The 18,722-nt window shown below is 61.8% G+C and carries 24 protein-coding genes; 13 read left to right on the forward strand and 11 right to left on the reverse strand.

Annotation, left to right across the window (positions count from 1 at the left end):
* Positions 1-7 precede the first annotated feature (7 nt).
* The 9 genes from JOZ06_RS05025 to JOZ06_RS05065 are packed head-to-tail and all read left to right on the forward strand — an operon-like array spanning position 8 to position 5,673.
* Positions 8-496, forward strand: a complete 489-nt coding sequence (locus JOZ06_RS05025; protein WP_293229462.1) for an OmpH family outer membrane protein — start codon at positions 8-10, stop codon at positions 494-496.
* Between the two features lie 47 nt (positions 497-543).
* Entirely contained in the window at positions 544-1,590 is a 1,047-nt protein-coding gene (gene lpxD / locus JOZ06_RS05030; protein ID WP_293229464.1) for a UDP-3-O-(3-hydroxymyristoyl)glucosamine N-acyltransferase, read from the forward strand.
* A complete protein-coding gene (gene fabZ, locus JOZ06_RS05035; RefSeq protein WP_293229467.1) occupies positions 1,583-2,038 on the forward strand; it encodes a 3-hydroxyacyl-ACP dehydratase FabZ in 456 nt (151 codons plus the stop codon). Before lpxD ends, fabZ begins: the two co-directional genes overlap by 8 nt.
* A gap of 1 nt (position 2,039) precedes the next feature.
* The gene (gene lpxA, locus JOZ06_RS05040) at positions 2,040-2,822 is read left to right on the forward strand and encodes an acyl-ACP--UDP-N-acetylglucosamine O-acyltransferase (protein WP_293229469.1); all 783 of its coding nucleotides are present in this window, start codon (positions 2,040-2,042) and stop codon (positions 2,820-2,822) included.
* A 3-nt stretch (positions 2,823-2,825) separates the two neighbouring features.
* A complete protein-coding gene (gene lpxB, locus JOZ06_RS05045) occupies positions 2,826-3,992 on the forward strand; it encodes a lipid-A-disaccharide synthase (protein ID WP_293229472.1) in 1,167 nt (388 codons plus the stop codon).
* A complete protein-coding gene (rnhB, locus tag JOZ06_RS05050) occupies positions 3,989-4,576 on the forward strand; it encodes a ribonuclease HII (protein WP_293229474.1) in 588 nt (195 codons plus the stop codon). Before lpxB ends, rnhB begins: the two co-directional genes overlap by 4 nt.
* Before the next feature lie 7 nt (positions 4,577-4,583).
* Positions 4,584-5,066, forward strand: a complete 483-nt coding sequence (locus JOZ06_RS05055; RefSeq protein ID WP_293229477.1) for a DNA-deoxyinosine glycosylase — start codon at positions 4,584-4,586, stop codon at positions 5,064-5,066.
* Positions 5,067-5,092: 26 nt separating this feature from the next.
* Positions 5,093-5,311, forward strand: a complete 219-nt coding sequence (locus JOZ06_RS05060; RefSeq protein ID WP_293229480.1) for a hypothetical protein — start codon at positions 5,093-5,095, stop codon at positions 5,309-5,311.
* Positions 5,312-5,322: 11 nt separating this feature from the next.
* On the forward strand, positions 5,323-5,673 hold the full coding sequence (locus tag JOZ06_RS05065) for a 2Fe-2S iron-sulfur cluster-binding protein (RefSeq protein ID WP_293229483.1): 351 nt from the start codon (positions 5,323-5,325) through the stop codon (positions 5,671-5,673).
* Positions 5,674-5,736: 63 nt separating this feature from the next.
* Here JOZ06_RS05065 and fliD read toward each other — a convergent pair whose 3' ends face one another.
* From fliD to JOZ06_RS05095, 6 genes are all read right to left on the reverse strand, one after another.
* The gene (gene fliD / locus JOZ06_RS05070; protein WP_293229486.1) at positions 5,737-7,236 is read right to left on the reverse strand and encodes a flagellar filament capping protein FliD; all 1,500 of its coding nucleotides are present in this window, start codon (positions 7,234-7,236) and stop codon (positions 5,737-5,739) included.
* An 80-nt stretch (positions 7,237-7,316) separates the two neighbouring features.
* Positions 7,317-7,967 carry a DUF1345 domain-containing protein gene (locus JOZ06_RS05075; RefSeq protein ID WP_293229489.1) on the reverse strand — a complete coding sequence of 217 codons (651 nt, stop codon included), beginning with the start codon at positions 7,965-7,967 and terminating at the stop codon, positions 7,317-7,319.
* A 2-nt stretch (positions 7,968-7,969) separates the two neighbouring features.
* On the reverse strand, positions 7,970-9,127 hold the full coding sequence (locus tag JOZ06_RS05080) for a DUF2827 family protein (protein WP_293229491.1): 1,158 nt from the start codon (positions 9,125-9,127) through the stop codon (positions 7,970-7,972).
* Positions 9,128-9,130: 3 nt separating this feature from the next.
* The gene (locus JOZ06_RS05085; RefSeq protein WP_293229493.1) at positions 9,131-9,391 is read right to left on the reverse strand and encodes a hypothetical protein; all 261 of its coding nucleotides are present in this window, start codon (positions 9,389-9,391) and stop codon (positions 9,131-9,133) included.
* Between the two features lie 2 nt (positions 9,392-9,393).
* Positions 9,394-9,783: a phage holin family protein gene (locus tag JOZ06_RS05090; RefSeq protein ID WP_293229496.1), complete on the reverse strand. Its 390-nt coding sequence runs from the start codon at positions 9,781-9,783 to the stop codon at positions 9,394-9,396.
* Between the two features lie 4 nt (positions 9,784-9,787).
* Positions 9,788-10,102 (reverse strand): DUF883 family protein, encoded by a 315-nt coding sequence (locus JOZ06_RS05095; protein WP_293229498.1) that lies wholly within the window; start codon positions 10,100-10,102, stop codon positions 9,788-9,790.
* 257 nt (positions 10,103-10,359) lie between these two features.
* On the opposite strand from JOZ06_RS05095, the gene cysK reads away from it, so the two are divergent.
* Positions 10,360-11,373 carry a cysteine synthase A gene (cysK, locus tag JOZ06_RS05100; RefSeq protein WP_293229501.1) on the forward strand — a complete coding sequence of 338 codons (1,014 nt, stop codon included), beginning with the start codon at positions 10,360-10,362 and terminating at the stop codon, positions 11,371-11,373.
* Between the two features lie 52 nt (positions 11,374-11,425).
* Here cysK and JOZ06_RS05105 read toward each other — a convergent pair whose 3' ends face one another.
* Positions 11,426-11,881: a universal stress protein gene (locus JOZ06_RS05105; RefSeq protein ID WP_293229504.1), complete on the reverse strand. Its 456-nt coding sequence runs from the start codon at positions 11,879-11,881 to the stop codon at positions 11,426-11,428.
* Positions 11,882-11,993: 112 nt separating this feature from the next.
* Entirely contained in the window at positions 11,994-12,338 is a 345-nt protein-coding gene (locus JOZ06_RS05110) for a metalloregulator ArsR/SmtB family transcription factor (protein WP_293229507.1), read from the reverse strand.
* Between the two features lie 174 nt (positions 12,339-12,512).
* Between JOZ06_RS05110 and JOZ06_RS05115 the strand changes: the two genes are divergently transcribed.
* The gene (locus JOZ06_RS05115; protein ID WP_293229510.1) at positions 12,513-13,250 is read left to right on the forward strand and encodes a GGDEF domain-containing protein; all 738 of its coding nucleotides are present in this window, start codon (positions 12,513-12,515) and stop codon (positions 13,248-13,250) included.
* 289 nt (positions 13,251-13,539) lie between these two features.
* Here the strand turns inward: JOZ06_RS05115 and moaA are convergent, their stop codons facing one another.
* Entirely contained in the window at positions 13,540-14,514 is a 975-nt protein-coding gene (gene moaA / locus JOZ06_RS05120; RefSeq protein WP_293229512.1) for a GTP 3',8-cyclase MoaA, read from the reverse strand.
* A 101-nt stretch (positions 14,515-14,615) separates the two neighbouring features.
* Between moaA and mscL the strand changes: the two genes are divergently transcribed.
* On the forward strand, positions 14,616-15,074 hold the full coding sequence (gene mscL / locus JOZ06_RS05125; RefSeq protein ID WP_293229514.1) for a large-conductance mechanosensitive channel protein MscL: 459 nt from the start codon (positions 14,616-14,618) through the stop codon (positions 15,072-15,074).
* Between the two features lie 6 nt (positions 15,075-15,080).
* Here mscL and JOZ06_RS05130 read toward each other — a convergent pair whose 3' ends face one another.
* Positions 15,081-16,244, reverse strand: a complete 1,164-nt coding sequence (locus JOZ06_RS05130) for a citrate synthase family protein (RefSeq protein ID WP_293229516.1) — start codon at positions 16,242-16,244, stop codon at positions 15,081-15,083.
* A 91-nt stretch (positions 16,245-16,335) separates the two neighbouring features.
* Between JOZ06_RS05130 and JOZ06_RS05135 the strand changes: the two genes are divergently transcribed.
* Positions 16,336-17,769, forward strand: coding sequence for a CoA transferase (locus tag JOZ06_RS05135; protein WP_293229519.1), 1,434 nt, complete (start codon positions 16,336-16,338; stop codon positions 17,767-17,769).
* Here JOZ06_RS05135 and JOZ06_RS05140 read toward each other — a convergent pair.
* Positions 17,718-18,617: a LysR family transcriptional regulator gene (locus JOZ06_RS05140; protein ID WP_293229522.1), complete on the reverse strand. Its 900-nt coding sequence runs from the start codon at positions 18,615-18,617 to the stop codon at positions 17,718-17,720. The two genes, JOZ06_RS05135 and JOZ06_RS05140, sit on opposite strands and share 52 nt — an antisense overlap.
* Positions 18,618-18,722 lie beyond the last annotated feature (105 nt).

Here is an 18,722-nt window from a genome sequence, read left to right on the forward strand (position 1 = left end):
AATGTCTGTGAAGGCAAATAAATGGTTGGGATTGGCTGCCGGGCTGCTGTTGGCCTGGCAATGCCACGCCGATGATTTCAAACTAGGCTATATCAATATCGAGCGTGTCTATCGCGAGGCCAAGCCGGCGCTCGCCATTCAGAAACGCCTCGATGACGAATTCGGCGCGCGCCGCGAGGAGCTCAAAGGCTTGCAAGCCAAGGGCAAGCAACTCGAGGCGCTGCTGGTGAAGCCCGATTTGCCCGACGCGGAACGTAAGGGCGATCAGCGGGAACTGGATGCGTTGATTCGTGACTACAATGCTAAGTCGGCCTCGCTAAGCGAAGACTTCAACCAGCGTCGGGCGGAAGAGTTCGCTGCGTTCCTGCAGCGCGCCAATCAAGTGGTGCGCGATATCGCTGAAAAGGGGCACTACGACCTGATCTTGCAGGATTCGGTGTATGTCAGCCCGAAGTATGACCTGACCGACTCGCTGCTCAAGGCGCTAGACCAATAAACCCATTACCGTCGGGAGAAGCCGGCCCCGGGTCGGCTTTGTTTTTGATGTCTTATACCTTATCGGAAATTGTTGCCCGCCTCGGGGGGGAACGGCACGGCGCCGATGTCGCGGTAGCGCGCGTCGCGCCGCTGGATATGGCGCGGCCGGGTGAGCTGAGTTTCATCACGCACACCAAGTACCGCCATCAGCTAGAGGCCTGCGAGGCCAGTGCCGTCATTGTTTCGCCGCGGATTTTGGCGGCAGCGCCGGTGGACCGGCCGGTCATCGTGACGCCGGACCCCTATCTGTATTTCGCCAAGGTGGCAACCCTGTTTAACCCGCCGCAAGCCGCCGTTGCCGGGGTGCACGGTTTGGCCTCGCTGGGGGCGGGCAGCAAGGTGGCGGCGAGCGCGGAGGTGCGCGAGCACGTCAGCATCGGCGCGCGTGCGGTAATCGGCGAGCGTTGCCGCCTGATGCCGGGCGTGGTGGTCGGCGACGACTGCGTGCTGGGCGACGATGTGGTTCTTTACCCGAACGTGACCGTTTACCACAATTGCGTGATAGGTCACCGTGTGACCGTCCATTCCGGCGCGGTGATCGGCGCCGATGGCTTCGGTTTGGCAAAGGACGGCGATGCCTGGTTCAAGATCCCGCAAACCGGCCGGGTGCTGATCGGCGACGACGTTGAAGTCGGCGCCAATACCACCATCGACCGCGGCGCGTTGGCCGATACCGTGATTGGCCGGGGCGCCAAGATCGACAACCTGGTGCAGATCGCCCACAACGTCCATATCGGCGAACATACCGCGATCGCCGGTTGCGTCGGCATCGCCGGCAGCACGCGCATCGGCGCTTATTGCACGATTGGCGGCGCCGCCATGTTCGTCGGCCACATCGAGATCGCCGACCGCACGCATATCGGCGGCGGCACGCTGGTTTCCAAATCCATCCGCCAGGCGGACAGCTACGCTTCGTCGTACCCCTTGTCCACCATGAAAGACTGGCTGTCCAATGCGGTCCATTTGCGTCATCTCGACGACCTGGTCGGCCGCGTCAAGCAGTTGGAAAAAGAGCTTAGAACCATCCAAAACAAGGAAGTCCCGAATGAGTGAACATGCCGTGTCGATTGACGTGCGCGAGATCATGCGTTATTTGCCGCACCGTTATCCGTTTTTGTTGGTCGATCGCATCGTCGAGTTCGAAGCGGGCAAGCGCATTGTCGGCCTCAAAAATGTGACCATCAACGAGCCGTTCTTCCAAGGGCACTTCGAACACTATCCGGTGATGCCGGGCGTGCTGATCATCGAGGCGCTGGCCCAGGCCGCCGGGGTGCTGGCCATTCGCAGCGCCGGCCATGAGCGTAAGGAAAACGAATTGTATTTCTTTGTCGGCATCGACAACGCCCGTTTCCGCCGTCAAGTCGTGCCGGGCGACACGCTGCTGCTGGAGGCGGTGCAACTGCAGAGCAAACGCGGCATCGCCAAGTACCGTGCCATTGCCCGTGTCGGCGACGAAGTCGCTTGCGAGGCGGAGATCATGTGCGCGCAACGGGAGGTGTGACGTGACCCAGCAACGGATTCATCCGACCGCGCTGATCGACCCGTCGGCCGAGCTCGCCGAAGACGTTGAAGTCGGGGCCTACAGCATTATCGGCCCCCATGTCGAAATCGGCGCCGGCACGCGCATCGGGCCGCATGTGGTGCTCGACGGCCATACCCGGCTCGGCGCCAACAATCGCGTGTTCCAGTTCGCCTCGGTGGGTGCCGAGCCGCAGGACAAGAAATACGCCGGCGAACCGACGCGGCTGGAAATTGGCGACAACAACACCATTCGCGAGTTCTGTACGATCAATACCGGCACGGCGCAAGACGCAGGTGTCACCCGGATCGGCGACGACAATTGGATCATGGCCTATGTGCACATCGCCCATGATTGTCAAATCGGCAGCCGCACCATCATGGCCAACAACACCACGCTGGCCGGGCACGTGCATGTGGGCGATTGGGTCTTCCTGGGCGGCTTTACCGCCGTGCACCAGTTCGTGATCATCGGCGAGCACGCGATGACCGCATTTTGCAGCGCGGTGGCCCAGGACGTGCCGCCATTCGTGACGGCGCATGGCAACCGCGCCGTGCCGAGCGGCATCAACAGCGAAGGGCTGAAGCGGCGAGGGTACTCGCCGGAGGCCATCCGCACGGTGAAGAATGCCTACAAAACGCTCTACCGCCAGGGCTTGCCTCTCGAGGCGGCGCGCGAGCAAATATTAGCCGAAGCGGAGACCAGCGCAGAACTGGCCCCGTTTACCCGATTCTTCGCGCTCTCCGAGCGCGGCATTATTCGTTGAGCCATGCCAGAGATCACTCATAACTTCGACAAGACCCTGCGTGTCGCCATGGTTGCCGGCGAGGCATCGGGCGACATGCTGGGCGCGCAGTTGATGGAGGCCATGATCCGCCGTTATCCGCGGATCGAGTTTTTCGGGATTGGCGGCCCGCACATGGAGGCAAGGGGGCTGCGTTCCATGGTGCCGCAGGAAAAGCTGGCGGTACGCGGTTATGCCGAGGTGCTCAAGCACTTGCCCGAATTGTTGCGTATCCGCAAAGAGCTGCGTGCCAATTTGATCAAGTCGCGACCGGACGTTTTCGTCGGTATCGATGCGCCGGATTTCAACCTGCCGCTGGAAGCGAAGCTCAAGCAGGCCGGCATTCCCACCGTGCACTACGTCAGCCCTTCGGTCTGGGCATGGCGGCCGGAGCGCATCCAGCGCATTGCCCGCGCCGTGAGCAAGGTGCTGTGTCTGTTCCCGATGGAGCCGCCGCTGTATGTCAAGGCAGGGGTGCCGGTCTCGTATGTGGGGCACCCCCTGGCGAGCGAGATTCCGCTTGCAACGGATAAAGAGGCGATGCGCGAGCAGTTGGCTTTGCCTAAAAGCGCGCCGATCTTCGCCTTGCTGCCGGGCAGCCGGATCAGCGAGCTCGATTACATGGCGCCGATCTATATCGAGACCGCCAAGCTGTTGCTGAAAAAGTTTCCCGAAGCACAGTTCATCGTGCCGCTGGCCACCCGCGCCACGCGCGACCGCTTCGATGCCATCCTGACCCGGCTCAAAGCCTGGGAGTTGCCGATTCGCAAGCTGTTCGGCCATGCGCAAATGGCCATCATCGCCAGTGACGTGGTCTTGGTCACCAGCGGCACTGCCACGCTGGAAGTGGCTTTGTGCAAACGGCCGATGGTGATCAGCTATAAGCTGTCGACGTTGACGTACTGGCTGGTCAAGCACAAGTTGCGTCTACCCTACGTGGGTTTGCCCAATATTCTCTGCGAACGGGCGGTGGTGCCGGAGTTGCTGCAGAAGAATGCCCGGCCGGAGAAGTTGGCTGCGGAGATCGAGCGTATTTATCACGACAAGGACTATCAGGATGAACTGACGGTTCTGTTCGATGAGCTGCAGTTGCGTTTGCGCATGGACACTTCCACCCAGGCGGCGGAAGACGTGCTGCAGGTAGCGCAATGACGCTGCTGTGCGGCGTCGACGAGGCGGGGCGGGGGCCGTTGGCGGGCGCCGTCTTCGCCGCGGCGGTGATCCTCGACCCGGCGCGGCCCATTGAGGGGTTGGCCGATTCCAAGGTGTTGAGCGAGGCCAAGCGCGAGTCGCTGGCGTTGGAAATCAAAGAACGCGCGCGTGCCTGGTGCATTGCCAGCGCCTCCGTCGAGGAAATCGACCGGCTCAATATCCTGCACGCGACCATGCTAGCCATGTATCGCGCCGTTGACGGCCTGTCGATCCAGCCTGATTTGGTGCAAATCGACGGTAACCGCGTGCCGCGGCAATTGACCCTGCCTGCCGAGGCGATCGTTAAGGGGGATGCGCGCGTGGCGGCGATTTCGGCCGCCTCCATCTTGGCCAAAACCGCGCGCGACGCCGAACTGATCGCGCTGGATGCGCGTTGGCCTGGTTATGGCTTTGCCCGCCACAAAGGCTACCCGACCGCGGAGCACCTGGCTGCGCTCGCCACGCTTGGCGTGCTGCCGGTGCATCGCAAAACCTTTGCCCCGGTGCGCCAAGCGCTTGGCCTGCAGCAAGGCCGTTTGTTCTGACCTCCCCATGGCGCGCGACACGTGTTTCCCGCCGCTAACCGCATCGCACACCCGTGTTTTGCTGCTTGGCTCCCTGCCGGGGCAAGCCTCCCTGGCCGCCAATCGCTACTATGCACATCCGCGCAATCAATTTTGGCGCTTGCTTGGTGATGTTCTCAATATACCGTTGACCACGATGACTTACGATGAGCGCGTTGAGCATCTGTTGGCGGCGGGTGTGGGGCTATGGGACGTTGTGGGTGAGGCGGAGCGCAAGGGTAGTCTGGACGCGGATCTGCGCCGGGTGCGGTATAACGATTTGCATCAGCTTGTGGCCGATCTGCCCCATTTGCGCGCCGTCGGCTTCAATGGCCAAACGGCGGCGCGAGCCGGTGCGGTCCTGGCGGAACAGACGGTCGCCTTGTTGTCGTTGCCGTCCTCCAGTCCGGCCTATACCTTGCCCTATGACAATAAACTTGCCCAATGGCGTGAAATTGCGCGATATTTGTAATCAGAATCAATCCATGAGGTCGAGCCATGAATCGTTACTGCATCTGGTTTGTTACGCCCGACGATAGCGTCATGCGTCGCGCCGAGGTCGCGCTCAATGGCACGATTCATTGCCATCAGGCCCTGGAGGAAATCGAGGCCCAATTGGCGGTCGATTGCGGCCTGAGCCAGGTCATGATCGTCGACTGGAAGCGTTTTGAGCCGGAGGAGGCTCCTACGAACGTGCGTCACGTGCGCGTCGCCTGACCTGGCGACTGATGCCGCGCATTGTCTTCCTGTCCGTCTCGGGACAGGTGTTGGCGACTATTGCCGCTGAGCCAGGCGCGACGTTGATCGATCTCGCGCGCGCCCACGACATTCCCCTGCATTGGCGTTGCGGCCAAGGCACCTGCGGCACCTGCCGCGTCAAGATCCGTCATGTCCATCAACCACGCGTAGCGGACATCAGCCGCAAAGAACGTAATGTCCTCATCCGTCACGGCCTGCTGTCCGACGCCGCCGTGGTCGAAACGGCCATCGATGATGTGCCTGATCAATGGCGCTTGGCTTGCCACCTTGTTCTGGACGAGCGCGATTGGGAAGTGATGGTGCCGCCGCCGGCGGACTAGGACCTGTCTGCAAACTATTTGTGAACTGCGCTGGCCTGGCTAAAAATAGTTTGCAGACAGGCCCTATGCCATGGCGGAGAACCCTGAGCTCGCGCCGAGTTGGCCGATCGAGCCGACCAGCAAGGCTTGCACGGCGAAAGGCTCGCCCAGCGACAAGACCGACGCATATTGTGCCAGTGCCGAGATCTGGGAGCCGCTCAGATTCGCCGATTGGTCTGCGGTGCCGTTGCTCATCATGGCCAAGAGGTTGTTTAAGTTGAATGGGTCTTGATTGCTGCTGTATTGCACCAGCGTGTTCTCGCTTTGCACCAATTTCTGCAGTTGGCTGATGCTCTGCGGCAAAATGCCGTAGCCCGCGTTGGCGTACGCCCCCGACAGCGTGTTAAAGCCTTGTGCCGACTGCGACAGCAAACTGGCCGCGCCGCTTTGATCCAGATTGTAGGCGTATTGCAGCGTATTGCTGTTGAGCGTGAGCGTGCCAACCATGCCGACGGTTTGCGGCTGTTGGAATTGCACGCCCAGTTGACTCAGCGTTCTTAACGTGGAGCTGCCGTTGTTGAGCGTGGCCAGCGCTTGCGAATTCATGTTCATGGCCAGCTGTGAGGTGACGATATTGTTCTGCAGCGCGCCGCCTGACGCCAACAAGCCGTTGATGCTCGACTGAAACGTATTAAACGCCGAGGCCAGGCTTTGCGCGTTGCTGGAGAGCTGATTGAAGTCGACGCCGACCGAAACCACTGTCGAGCCGGTTTGCAGCAGGTTGGCGCTGACGTTGCTCGCTAGCGTCACCCCATAGTTGCTGCTGCTGGTCGAGCTGACGCCATTGACCGAATAGGCGGCATTGCCGCCGGATTGAACCAAGGTAAGATTTTTCCCCGCACCGCTCGCAGCGGTCGGATCGTAGGCCAACTGCGATAAACCGCCCATGTCGGTGTTGGTGCCGTCGCTATCGGCCACCGTAATGCTGAAATTCTTTTGCGCGCCGGTACTGCTGCTGGCAATGGACAGTGTATAGCCGCTGCCGTTTTGTAAAACGTTGGCGGTGACGCCGGCGCCGGAGGTGTTGATGGCGCTGGCAATGCTGTTCAGCGTGCCGTTGGTCACGGAAACGGTGACGGGCGACGTGCCGTCGCTGGTAAAGGTGTTGCCGCTCGAATTGTAGCTACCGGTCTGGATCGTCAGTGAGCCGCTGCCGATCACGGTGTTGGCCGGGTCGGCGACCGTGCCGCTTTGCACGGTTTGCGCTTGAGCCAGCTGCGAGACGGACAGGTTGTAGGTGCCGGCAATCGCGCCGCTTACGGCCGTAGGACTCGCGACGGAGGCATTGCTGCTGCTGGCGGTCAGCGGGTTGTTGGTATAGGCGATCTGCAGCAATGCGTACTGAAAATTGGACAGGCTCGACAATAGCTGTCCGTAGGCGGAAATCTCGGTCTGATAAGCACTGCTTTGCGACGCGCTGCTGGACCCGACCAATGCGCTGCTGGCGCCATTGAGTGTGCTGCCGAGCACGGTATATAGGCTGAATGGCGAAAAGAGCGGGGAGAAACCGTACAGCGAGTTCATGACCATGACCACTGTTGACAGTACTATCCCCAGCATAGGCCATGGTTTTGATTTTGCTTAATTAATGCCGCGATGACGGGTTAACTCACCAGGCTGGCGGCGACGTTGATCGACATGGCCAGCACGCTGGTATTGAACACAAAAGCCAGAATGGATTGCGCCAGCACGGCACGGCGCGCCGCACGGTTGCCTGGGGCGATATCGGCGGTCTGGGATGCCACGGCGATCGTGAAGGAAAAGTAGGCAAAATCCCAATAATCCGGCGTAGCGGGTCGGTCGGGAAACAGCAAGGGCCTCGCTTCTTCGCGCGCGCCATAGAACATATGCGCGTAGTGCATGGCAAACATGGTGGGCAAGAGCAGCCATGCCGCCAGCAGCGTGGCGCCCGCCAGCGCGAGGTGCGCGTCACGTGCCGTGCCGGTGAGCCCTTTGGCGCTGGCCAGCTCCAGGATGATGGCCAACAGGCTCATGACCATGCCGATGCTTACCGCGGTAAGCACCGCGACCGCGCCTTCATCCTCGAGCCGCGCGATATGGCGGATGCGCTCCGGTGTGGCGCGCAGCATCAGCTCCCATAAGGCCAGCAAATAAAACCAGCAGCCGCCATTCCACGCCAGCAGGGTTCGGTCCAGTGGCGCGGCGGCCGTTGGCGCGAATGTGCCAACGGCCAAAGCCAAGAACCCCGCCATGAGCAAGCGGGGGCGGGCGCGCAGTAGGGCGGTGAGCTTCATCGTCACAGGCCGCCGCGCCGCGCCGCCAGCAACGCGTGAATCCGGTGCATATGGCTGCGCTGGTTGTCGGGGTGCGCGATATCCACCCGCGACAGCAAGCGGTCGGCTTGTTGGCGGTAATCGTCGATGCGGCTGTCGTGCTGCCGCACCGCCGTCAGTAGCGCGCGGGCGCCGGCCTCGGCGTCGAAGTCGGGGTAGTAATAACCGACGTCGCGCAGATACGGGGAGTTGTGCACCAGCGGATAGCCGCCGTAAAGCACATCGTAATACAGATAGTTGAGGCCATTTTCCCACTGGTGCGAGACCACGATATCGGTGAAGCGCGCCAGGAACATCGGGATGCGATAGCGCGCCTCGAAAGTGACCTTCTTGTCTCGGTACAGGTCGGTGGCGGCGGCGAAGCCTTGAAAGCTCGGATGGGAGGTCAGGCCGCTGGTATTGGTGATGAATACGGCCTGCAACGCTTGGGGCGCCTGACGGTATGCGGCTTCGCAGATCAATAGCGGCGTGAGAAACGTTTTGACCACGTTGAGGTTGGGTTCGAACACCGCGACGCGTTTGCCGCCGGTCGCGTTCGGGCTATAGCCGAACGACAGATCCGGCTCGTTGCGGGCCAGGTTGGCAAGCTCCTGGCGGATAAAGCGCGAGCTCCAGATATGCGGCATGATGCGAACCGGTGCCCGCAGCGCCAGCTCCCAAAAGCTACGGCACATCTTTTCGTGTTGCGGCTGCGTCCAGATCTCGTCAAATACCGTGCCGTTGAAGGCGGAGCCGGACGGCAGATTGAAACAGATGCGCTCGGCATCCATGATGTAGTCGTTGCCGCAGCGGTAGGCCAACACGATGCCATGGCGACGGTGCACGGCCTCGGCTTGCTCCGGCTGCACTTGCGCCCCGCCTTCGATCAAGACGTCGAGTTGATCCGCCACCTCGGCGAAGCGCACCAGTGGCAGATCCGGCTCAGCCAGTCGCAGGGCGGGCGGTAGCGTGCCGGCATCGCCGCCGTTGATCAGCCAGATATTGCCGGCACCGGCCGATTTCAGCAGATAAAAAAGCAGCAGAACATTTTGCAGCGTGCCATTGGACCAGATCGAGCAACCGGGTTGATGGGTGGCGTACCAGGTGATACCGATGTTCGGCGCGTGGGCGGAAGCGCTCATCCGTCAGTTGCGCCTCAACCAGCCGAGCACCCCCCGCCACAGTCCCAGCGCGCCCAGAACGAGGCGGGCCAGCCGCCACAGTCCGCGCGGCGCACTGTTGCCCGAGCCCCATAGTCCCACGGCTTGCGGCATCAAGCGGCTTAGCGCGCCGACCAGCGACCAGTGCCGCTGCAGCAGCTGAATCTCCAGGCCCAATTGCAGGCGCAGCGCATCGCCTTTGATCAAGAGCAGCGTCTTGCGTTGTTCGCGTTCCTTGGCTGTCATCGTCAGTCCCGCAGGTTGAATAGCGTTTGGCAATCCTTGCGGATTTCCGTCAGCGTGACGTCAAAAGCCGGCGGTTGGTTTCTGAGCCGCATGACGAGCCGCCATAGCAGCGCCAGACAGATCAGCAGGGCGCCAAGCGCAATCCCGCCCAGCACCAGCGGCCTGGCGCCCACCGGCGTGATCACGACCACGAATAGGAGCCCAGCCATCAAGGCGACCAGGAGCGCGAAAAAAGCCAAAAATCCGAGCGCAAGCTGGCCTAGCAGCATTTCTTTCTGCTCGCGCGCCTCGATGGAAAACAGCTCGGCACGGACGAGCGCGAGCGAAATGAAACGGCCCAGTAACGCGCGTAGCGTTCCGGGCCGGGTGGAAGGCGCCGATGATTCAGTCATGAGATCAACGACGCGAGATGAGCATGCCGAGCAACAGACCGATGCCTGCGGCGATGCCGATCGACTTCCAGGGATTGTCGTGCACGTATTGGTCGGTGGCTTTTGCGGCTGCTTTGGCCTTGCCGGACAACGCGTGCTCGGCCTCGATGAGGCGGGTCTTGGCATGCGACAGATTGGCGCCGATGCGATTTTTCAGTTCGCGCAACTTTTCGCCACCCTCGTCGCCGGCGGTGCGCAACAGATCTTCCGTATTGGCGAGAACCTGCCGCACATCCTGCAACAATTGTTCATTTTCCGGTGCCACGCTTTGTTGGGACATTGCTTTTCTCCTTAGCGAACGAAAAAGGGCGCGAATTCACGCTGCCCACCATATCAGGCGGGCCGGCAGAGCGTCAAACGCTGTCCGCGCCATGCAGAACGTATGGGGGATAAAATCAATATAGTACGTTGGTCTGATGGTACGGCTGACCGGGATCAAACCGGCCGGTTTTGTTTTGTCTTATGCCTGTCCGGCGGAATAATATTATTTTTTATTCTTTTGTAGAATAAGTGTAAGCGTCTAGAGTAGAGTCCCTGATGCTTCTATCCACAGGAGAAACCGAGATGGTCAAGTGGTTCGCAGACAACTCCCAGTCGATTGGCAATACCCCGCTGGTTCGGCTCAACCGTATCGCCGACGGCGCTCAGGCAATCATCCTGGCAAAAATCGAAGGCCGTAACCCGGCATATTCGGTCAAGTGCCGCATCGGCGCGGCAATGATCTGGGATGCGGAGAAACGCGGGCTGCTGGGCCCGGGCAAGGAATTGATCGAACCGACCAGCGGCAATACCGGCATCGCGCTGGCTTTTGTGGCCGCCGCGCGCGGTATTCCGCTGACGCTAACCATGCCGGAAACCATGAGCATTGAACGCCGCAAGCTACTGCTGTCGTTCGGCGCCAAATTGATCCTGACCGAAGGCGCGCGCGGCATGCCCGGCGCCATCGCCCGCGCGGAAGAGATCGCCGCCTCCGAGCCTGGCCGCTATGTGCTGCTGCAACAGTTCAAAAACCCCGCCAACCCCGCTATCCATGAGGAGACGACCGGGCCGGAAATCTGGGATGCCACCGGCGGCGAGGTCGATATCTTCGTTTCCGGCGTCGGTACCGGCGGCACAATCACCGGCGTGTCACGTTATTTGAAGCGTACTCGCGGCAAAGCCGTGCGTTCGGTGGCGGTCGAGCCGGCGGCAAGCCCTGTGCTGAGTCAAGCGCGCGCGGGCGAGCCACTCAAGCCTGGTCCGCACAAGATCCAAGGGATTGGCGCGGGCTTTGTGCCGGACGTGCTGGACCTGTCGCTGGTCGACGAGATCGAGCAAGTCAGCAATGAAGAAGCGGTTGCCTATGCGCGCCGGCTGGCGAAAGAAGAGGGGGTGTTGTCCGGTATTTCCAGCGGCGCGGCGGTTGCCGTGGCAGCACGCTTGGCCAAGCTGCCGGAAAATGCCGGCAAGACGATCGTGGTCGTCCTGCCCGACTCGGGCGAGCGTTATTTGAGTTCGGTGCTGTTCGAGGGGGTGTTCGACGCCGCCGGTTTGCCAGTCGAGTCCATTTAAGCAAAAAACGGGGGCACTTTGGTGCCCCCGTTTTCATTCCACCCGCAAGGCATCAGGTTTCATCGTCGGAAGCGGAGCGAATCATCAGCGCCGGAATCGTGGTGGCGCGCAGCAACCCTTCGGCAACACTGCCTAACAGCAGCCGCTTGAGCCCCGTCCATCCATGGGTGTTCATGACAATCAGGTCAGCCTGCCACGCCTTTGCGTCTTCCGCTAAGACGTTGGGAATCTTATCGACCCAATTCTTGATGACCTTGCACTCCGATTCGACGCCGTAGGACTGCGCCAACTCCTTGGCCTGCAACAGGATCTCGCTCTGTTCGTCGGCGATCTGTTGCATGTCGGTGTTGGGAACGAAGTCGGTATTGCCCCATCCTGGCTGATTCATGTTGGCGACGTGCGCGATGCGCACTTTACCGCCATTCAGTTTGGCCAGCTTGCAGGCTTCGGTCAGGGCGAGGAACGACGCCTCGCTATTGTCCACTGGAACAAAAATACGCTGATACATAGTATCTCTCCCGAGAGTGCGCATCTCAATCCATCGCCGGTCATGGCGTAATGCCATGTGACTACCATACACCGGTGCAGCGAATGGGACAAATCGGCCGTCTTGCGCGCCCTTAACGGGCGCCCGCCTGCCGAATCAAATCGGCAAACTGCGTTTGTTGTTCGATTTGGCGCAAGATATTCCCGCAGACCAGGTCGCATAGCGCATAAACGCTCGGGTCATTGATGCGGTAATAGACGCTGGTGCCTCGGCTTTCGCGCATGACAAGCCCATGCTTGGCCAACACCGACAAATGCTTGGAGACATTGGCCAGCGTGCAGGCGCAAATCTGCGCCAACTCGCCGACATTGCGCTCGCCCGAGCGCAGTTCGTTGAGAATTTTCAATCGGGTGGGTTCGGCCAGCGTCTGAAAATACTGGGCAACTTGCTCCAGCGCTTGGTCGGGTAATTGGGCCATCGAACGGTTCCTTCCTGTCGGGCTGCGGACAGTCCCTTTGTTAAATGGTTAGTTAAATAATAAATCACGCGGTAGCGGTGCACAATCGACAAAGACCCCATCGTCCGAATGCTTTTTCATCGAATCTGACATACAAAGAGGTATCCGTCGCCGCCGCCGCCATCGAGGTGCGCAATGCGTTTTCCCTTACGATTTGCCGTGATCTACGGCGCCATGTCCGGGCTATTGTTGCTGAGCCTTGATCTTGGCTGGGGCGGTTCGCTTTTTTCGCATGGCGCGGCGATGTTCGGCAGCGGCTATATCGCCGTTTCGACCGGGCTATGGTGGTGGCTGTTGCGAGGCGAACAGCGCCGAGGCGAACAGCGGCAGGCACAATTGATCAACGATGCCATCCACGATGCGCTGACCCAACTGACCAATCGGCGGGCCTTTCTGCAAAATTTTGAAGCCGCCATCCATCGTTCTCAGCGCAATCAAACGCGGCTGGGCCTCGCCTTCATTGATCTGGACGGCTTCAAAATGGTCAACGACATCTATGGCCATGGCGCGGGAGACCTGTTGTTGGTTGCGGTGGCGCAGCGCTTGTCGGAAACCGTGCGCAAGGGGGATTTGGTTGCCCGGGTCGGCGGCGACGAGTTCGTGGTGCTGGTCGAGCCGGATCAAGGCGAAAGCTGCGCGGCACTGGCGCAGCGGCTATTGCGCGCGTTCCAGGTTCCGTTCGAGGTGGAAGGACGCCAGATCGGCGTCTCGTTGAGCATCGGCCTGGCGTTCTGCCCCGATCATGGTCAAGAGGCGTCGTCGCTCTTGAGCGCCGCGGATCTCGCCATGTACCAGGTGAAAAAAAATGGGCGTAACGGCTATATGGTGGCGAGTGGGGCGGCCCAGCCGCACCTGGAGGCCACCTCATCCTAGGGGGTGTTTGCAGACCGGCCCTAGGGCCTGTCTGCAAACTATTTGTGAACTGCGCTGGCCTGGCAAACGGCCAGATGCTAGGCGGGGGGCGCAGGCCTTAGTCATTCTAAGGCCAAGCCGCCCAACGACGCAGATGGCCGTTTGACAGGTCAGCCCTTCGGGGCCGGCATCTGCCGGCGCATCGCGTTGTCGCTTGCCCCTGGCAGTGAATGACACTGCGGCGGGGCGCTCTCCTCGCGCTGCATCCGGCGGACACCGGCCGCAGCCGCAAATAGTTTGCAGACAGGCCCTAGCCCCCCGTTTTGGCCATGATGCGCATGATCTTGCCGGGAGCCTCGACGAATTCGTGCCTTTCCGGCTTCAGCTCGATTGCCGCGCGAATTGCCTGCTCCAAATCGTCGTCGCTGACGCCGGCGCGCAGCAGCGGACGTAACGCATAGCTGGCCTCCTGTCCCAGGCAGAGATACAGCGTGCCGTCCACCGATAGCCGTACACGGTTGCAGGTGGCGCAAAAATGCTGGGACAACGGTGTGATCAGCCCCAGGGTAAAACCGCCGTCGTGCGATCGCCAATAGCGGGCAGGCCCGGCACCCAAGGGCGCCGCCGACGGCGTCAGCGCATGACGTCGCGCCAGATGGTCCACGATGGGCGCAAGATCGGGCGAGTGGCTCGCCTGGCCTGTGGGCCCCATCGGCATCGCCTCGATCAGCCGCAAGATAAACCCATGTTCGATGCAAAACGCCACCATGGCTTCGATATCGCCATCGTTGACGCCGGCAATCGGCACCATATTGATTTTGATGGCGTCGAACCCCGCCGCCTTGGCCGCCGCGAGGCCTTCCAACACAGCAGCCATGCTATCGGCGCCGCTCATGGCGCGCACGCCGTCGGCGCGCAACGAATCCAGGCTGACGTTGAGCCGGCGCACGCCGGCTTGACGCAACGGTTCGGCGAACCGGCCCAGTTGCGTGCCGTTGGTGCTGATGGACAGATCGGCGATGCCCGGCAATGCCGCAAGGCGTGCGGCCAGATCGGGTAGTTGGTGGCGCAGTAGCGGCTCGCCGCCGGTTAGGCGTATGTGATGCGTCCCCATGCGCGCGAACAGTCCCACCACGCGGGTTATTTCATCAAAAGTCAGCCAGTGCGCCGGCGTCTCGAAGTCCTTGAAGCCTTTAGGGATGCAATACTGGCAGCGCAGATCGCAGCGATCAGTCACCGAGACACGCAGATAATCGATAGTGCGGCCAAAACGATCGCTCAGCATAAGGGGCACCATAAGTTTATCTGATGATATTTTAGATGATTAGCATTTGCAGTTGTATACGGCTAAGGCAAAATACAGATCCTGTCTGAAAAGGATGCGGGATGAAGCTATTCGAAGAATTCAAAACTTTCGCCATGCGGGGCAATGTGGTCGATCTGGCCGTCGGTGTCGTGGTCGGCGGCGCATTCGGTACGATCGTCAAATCGCTGGTCGACGACGTCATCATGCCGCCGATCGGCTTATTGATCGGCAATGTAGATTTCACCAACCTGTTTTTCGTACTCAAACAAGGCACGAAGCAAGCCGGCCCCTATGTATCGCTGGCCGCGGCCAAGCAAGCCGGCGCGGTCACGCTGAATATCGGCCTGTTCGTCAACGCGATGGTGAGCTTCACCATCGTGGCGTTTGCCATTTTTCTGCTGCTCAAGTTGATCAACCGGCTTAAGCGCGAAGAGGCGTCGCAGCAGGCCTTGCCGCAAACCAAAACGTGCGACTTCTGTAAATCCGAGGTGCACGTCGAGGCCTCGCGCTGTCCGCATTGCACCTCTCAGCTCGGCTGATGGCCTCTAGGGCCAGGCCCTAGGCGGCTCGCCGACGTAGTGCGCGCGCGGACGTATCGGCCCCCCGCTCGCGCGCTGTTCCAAGATGTGCGCAATCCAGCCGACACAACGACCGAGCGCGAATAAGCCAAAAGCCGCGCCACGGGGCAGGGCGAGCGCGCGGCTTAGCGCCACGAGCGCGAAATCCAGCGAAGGCGAGAGTCCCGTCAGGCTCGACATGGCGTTGACGATGGCCTCGGCGATCGGGTCGTGGGGCAGTCCCGCCAGGATTTGAGCGGCGCGCGGGTCGCCCTGCGGATAGAGCGGATGTCCGAATCCCTCAATGGCGTCGCCTCGCGCCAGGCGGGCGCGCAGCACCTCGGCGGCATCACTGGCCGATATCTCGTTGAACAGCGCCGCCACCCGTGCCGTGGCACCGCCGTGCCGTGGCCCGGACAACGTGGCGAGCGCCGCGATCAGTGCCGCTCGGGTGCTGGCGCCGGTTGCGGCGGTACAGCGGGCGGCAAAGCTTGACGGATTGAGCTCATGGTCGGCGCACAGCACCAGCGCCATCCGCAATCGATCCGCTTGCCATTCATCAAGTTGCCATGCCCGCGCGCACAGGTGATGGATGGGCAGGCCCGCGTCCTGTCGACCGCAAACGCCGAACGCCATGGCGCGCAATGCGGCACCGCTGCGTTCGGCCTGCCGCGCATCGCTTCCTGGCCCCACATCCTCTTCCAGCCGCTCGCTCACGTGAACAAAGCGGTTTAGCAGCCACTCGGGCGAGTCTTGCCGCGCCAAGCCCTCGTCCGGCCAAGGGCTGTCGCGGCGCAAGGCGCTCTGCGGCAGTTGCCACAGCAGGGCTGCCGTCTCCTCCAGGCTTGCCTCGCGCGCTAATGTCGCGGCGTTCTGGCCACGGTAATACAGCCGTCCTTGATCGATCAGCGTAATGGCCGAGGGCATCACTGGCAGGCCCCAGTCGAGCGTGGCCTGGGCCACCGCACGCGGCGCGCGCCCTTGTTGGCGCGAGGCTTTTAGCGCCATGACCTCGTGCGCCGGATAGCGCCGTTCGCGCGGGGTGTCCCCCGTCTCGGTGGTCAATAATCCGCGGCTGACATAGGCGTAGAGCGTCTGCCGCGTCACTCCCAGCAACTCGGCGGCTTCTTGAGCGGTTAACGTCTGCGCCATGGCGTGTCCCAATAGGTTGATTAATTCAATCAATATTGACTATATATCTGCAATGCATAAAGTGAAAGCATCTCGTCACGGAGTTTTTGCTATGCAGCATGTTTCTTCGACACGATTCGAGCAATCGGAATGGTTCTTGCAACAAGCCTGGGCGGCCTTGCGCGGCGCGTCCGCGCGCTGTGCCGCCGTGCGCTTTGGTGAAGACGGCGCGCTACCTTCGGTTTTTGCCACGAGCGACCTGGCTGCGGGCAGTGTCGCCGTCGCCGCGTTGGCGTTGGCGGAGTGGCGCGCGCAGGTCGTTGGCCTGCCCGAAGCGGTCGTGGTGGACCGCCGTTTAGCCTCCCTGTGGTTCGCCAGTTCGCTACGGCCGATAGGATGGGCCTTGCCGCCGGTTTGGGACGCCGTGGCGGGCGACTATCTCGCCCAGGACGGCTGGATTCGCTTGCATACCAACGCACCGCATCACCGGCAGGCGGCGTTGGCGGTACTGGGCGTCGCCGGGGAGCGCGAAGCCGTGGCGCGCGCGGTGCGAGGCTGGTCTGCCGACGCGCTGGAATCCGCGGTGGTGGCGGCCGGGGGATGTGCCGCCGTGATGCGCGACCACGCGGCGTGGCTGCGCCACCCTCAAGGGCGGGCGGTGGCTGACGCGCCGCTGGTGTCGGTGCGGCGCTTCGATGCCGCTGTCGCGCCGCGCCATCCGGCGGGGGATGTCTCGCGGCCATTGGCGGGGATACGGGTGCTGGATCTGACGCGCATCATTGCCGGGCCGGTGGCGACCCGTTTCCTGGCCGCAGCGGGCGCCGACGTGCTGCGCATCGATCCGCCGCGCTGGGAGGAGCCTGGCGCCGAACAGGAACTGACAGTCGGCAAGCGCACCGCACGGTTGGATTTGAAAACAACAGAGGGGTTGTCCACGCTCACCGCGTTGCTGGCCGACGCGGATGTGCTGATTCATGGTTACCGCAGCGATGCGCTCGATCGGCTCGGCTTGGACGAGGCGAGCCGGCGCGCAATCAACCCGTCTTTGGTCGAGGTGGCGCTGGATGCCTATGGCTGGGAGGGGCCTTGGGCGATGCGGCGAGGCTTCGATAGCTTGGTGCAAATGAGCTGCGGCATCGCCGAGGCCGGCATGCGCGTATGGGGGCGGGACCGTCCCACTCCTTTGCCGGTGCAGGCGCTGGACCATGCCGCCGGCTATCTGGTCGCAGCGGCGGCGCTGCGCGGCCTCACCGAGCAGCAGCGTGACGGACATGGGTGGCTGGCCCGCACGTCATTGGCGCGGGTGGCCGAGTGGTTGCAGTCGGCAGGGCAAAAAACGGGCGATCTGGCGGCATTTTCCAGCGAAACCGCATTGGATCTGACGCCGGCGCAAGAGATGACCGGCTGGGGGCCGGCGCGGCGATTACGCATGCCAGCGGCCCTGCCGGATATCCAATGGTGTGCCATGCCGCCGGCTCGCCCCTTGGGGAGCGATCAGCCAGTCTGGCCGGCCATGAGCCCCTGCAGCCAGTCGATGAATAGCTGAACGCGGCGCGGCACATGACGCCGATGCGGATAAACCGCCCAAATCGGCATCGGCGACGGATGCCAGTCGGCCAGGACTTCCACCAGCGCGCCAGTGGCAATCAATTTATCGACGTCGTGCGCCGGTATCTGGATGAGCCCCATGCCGGCCAGCGCGCAGGCGACATACATCTCGGCGCTATCGACCGTCACCCGCCCTGGCAGGTCGAGATGATGCTCGCGGCCCGCTTGCTGCCAGCTCCACGGGCTGACCTTGCCGGATGGCGATACGGCATAGTTGACCATCCAGTGCCGCGATAAGTCGCTGGGGTGCTGCGGTGTGCCATGCTGCGCCAAATAACCAGGGCTCGCGCAATTGATCATCGCCATTTCGCCCAGGGGCCGCGCGACCAGCGAGCTGTCGACCAGTGCGCCGACGCGTAACACGCAGTCGACGCCTTCGCGTACCAGGTCGACTTGCCGATCGCTGCTGCCTAGCTCCAGCGTCAGTTCGGGATGGTCGGCCAAAAAACTAGGCAGCGCAGGCGCCAGTACGTTGCGGGCAAATCGGCTGGGCGCTTCCACTTTCAACCGACCGGTTAGCGGCGCCTCGCCACTGGCGAAGTGGCCTTGAAGCTCGTCTAGTTCAACGAGCAACTGCCTGCACCGCTCCAGCGCCGTTTCGCCATCCCGCGATAATTGCACCCGGCGCGTGGTGCGGTGGAACAGCCGAGTGGCCCACTCAGCCTCCAGTTGTTGAATGGCGGCGGAGACGGTGGCGCGCGGCAGCGCCAGGCTATCCGCCGTGCGCGTGAAGCTCCCCGTTTCCGCCACGCGGACAAATACGCGCATGGCATCGAGTCGGTCCATGGGCTCCCTTCTTGTCTGACTGATTGTGTCGTTTATTTGGATTATTGTTGGTGATTTGAATATCTCATAAAGGTATTGTTACCTAAATGGGTTGCTTGCAACACT

The organism is Paludibacterium sp., from assembly GCF_019232825.1.
In the GTDB taxonomy this organism is placed as follows: Bacteria; Pseudomonadota; Gammaproteobacteria; order Burkholderiales; family Chromobacteriaceae; genus Paludibacterium.